A 1,372-nucleotide genomic window follows, 5' to 3' on the forward strand; every position below is an offset into this window, starting at 1 on the left:
CAGGGATCGAGATTGCCGTATCACTTCGCCGAAGCGGGCGGTTTGAAATACGTCATGATGAAAAAAGAAAAAATGCGTGAAGAGGGCATACCTTCGCCGGACATTATAGATCCTATGACATTCCCGTTTCTTGAGGACGCAAACGAATACATTGTGGCCGATGGTGCCGGTCGCGGGACTAACACTTCGGCTGTGGATGAAGCCATGGCCAAGGCTGATGAGGAATTTTCGGATGTTTAATGAAAAGGTAGCAGGTGCTGGTGAAGTCGGAATCAGGGTGTATATCTCAACTATTCTGCCGTGCGAGTTGAATATTGTTGAGGCGGCGGCAGCGGATATACACAAAATGTCATTGGATCAGGCTTTCCATGATCCTGAAAGCAACCTCGTTGTTGGGTACGTAGTCAGCAGTGGTATCGAAAAAGCCATGTACTGCACGCAGGATTTTATAGACTTGATCGACAGGGCTATAGCGATGACCGATGGCGGTCAGACCAGGCATTAATTGGGGGAACCATGGCAACCAAAATAAACATTGAAATGATCTGCGCTGATTGCGGGGCAGAAATTGATCTGCAGGAGCTGCATTACAATGAAGTGGAGGAAGAGGACGGCACAGATGCCGCGTTGTGCCATGACTGCATGGATAAAATGAATGGTGAAGGCATTTATAGTTTTGGGCATTTAGGATACTTTCTTAGTGACTGGACGCAATGAGTGCAAACAAGGTTGTAAAAGGCATTCTGAGTGAGAAACTTGGCGTAGATCGCCGATCAATCAGAATGGAATCACGCATTGGTGATGACCTGGGCGCTGATTCACTCAAGTATCTGGAGATCATCATCGCGCTGGAAAGCGGGCTCGATATCAGGATTGAGGATGCGGATGCTGAAAAGGTTGTTACGGTTCGGGATCTGTTGGATGTTGTGAGAAACGAGGTTGATTTGAAGCGCCAGGCAAAGGCTGCGTGAATAAAAGGATGTGGTATATGGAGGCAGAAACAATTATTGCCGGAGCGTTAGCTTTGGCGCGTCGCAGAGAGCATTTATGCCGACATGCGAGCCCATGCCCGAACTGCGGAACCAATCAAGTGCAGCTAATAGATGGTTTGTGTAACCCGGCATTGTGGCGCTGCCGTGAGTGTCGCAAAGGATTCGAGTACGAGCCAGAATCTAAGATGCTTGTTAATAATTTAAACCACAATTGAGGCGGAGAAAATTAACATGAGACTGAGCGAGAAAGGTATTGAATTCCTGAAGTCGATTGAGACGTTCCGGTCAAAGCCGTATGACGATCAAACCGGAGAAAACATTACTCAATGGGTAAAAGGCGCAACTATAGGATATGGCCATTTGATAAGTCGGTCTGAATG

The 1,372-nt window shown here is 47.4% G+C and carries 4 protein-coding genes; all 4 read left to right on the forward strand.

The genetic code is table 11. The features are described from left to right. The coding region (locus BMX44_RS17050) for a hypothetical protein (RefSeq protein WP_425433723.1) at positions 1-240 on the forward strand (240 nt) is incomplete at its 5' end. Beyond that, on the forward strand, positions 233-505 hold the full coding sequence (locus BMX44_RS16360; RefSeq protein WP_090635003.1) for a hypothetical protein: 273 nt from the start codon (positions 233-235) through the stop codon (positions 503-505). The genes BMX44_RS17050 and BMX44_RS16360, both read left to right, overlap by 8 nt. Positions 506-516: 11 nt before the next feature. Beyond that, the gene (locus BMX44_RS16365; RefSeq protein WP_090635005.1) at positions 517-717 is read left to right on the forward strand and encodes a hypothetical protein; all 201 of its coding nucleotides are present in this window, start codon (positions 517-519) and stop codon (positions 715-717) included. Continuing rightward, complete coding sequence (locus BMX44_RS16370; RefSeq protein ID WP_090635007.1) at positions 714-971, forward strand: acyl carrier protein; 258 nt, start codon at positions 714-716, stop codon at positions 969-971. Before BMX44_RS16365 ends, BMX44_RS16370 begins: the two co-directional genes overlap by 4 nt. Positions 972-1,372: the final 401 nt, after the last annotated feature.

It is taken from the genome of Nitrosomonas marina, from assembly GCF_900110145.1.
GTDB classification, from domain to species: Bacteria; Pseudomonadota; Gammaproteobacteria; order Burkholderiales; family Nitrosomonadaceae; genus Nitrosomonas; species Nitrosomonas marina.

Coding starts and splice junctions, on each gene's coding strand:
- BMX44_RS16360 (WP_090635003.1), top strand. CDS start 233: ATGTTTAATGAAAAGGTAGCAGGTGCTGGTGAAGTCGGAATCAGGGTG.
- BMX44_RS16365 (WP_090635005.1), top strand. CDS start 517: ATGGCAACCAAAATAAACATTGAAATGATCTGCGCTGATTGCGGGGCA.
- BMX44_RS16370 (WP_090635007.1), top strand. CDS start 714: ATGAGTGCAAACAAGGTTGTAAAAGGCATTCTGAGTGAGAAACTTGGC.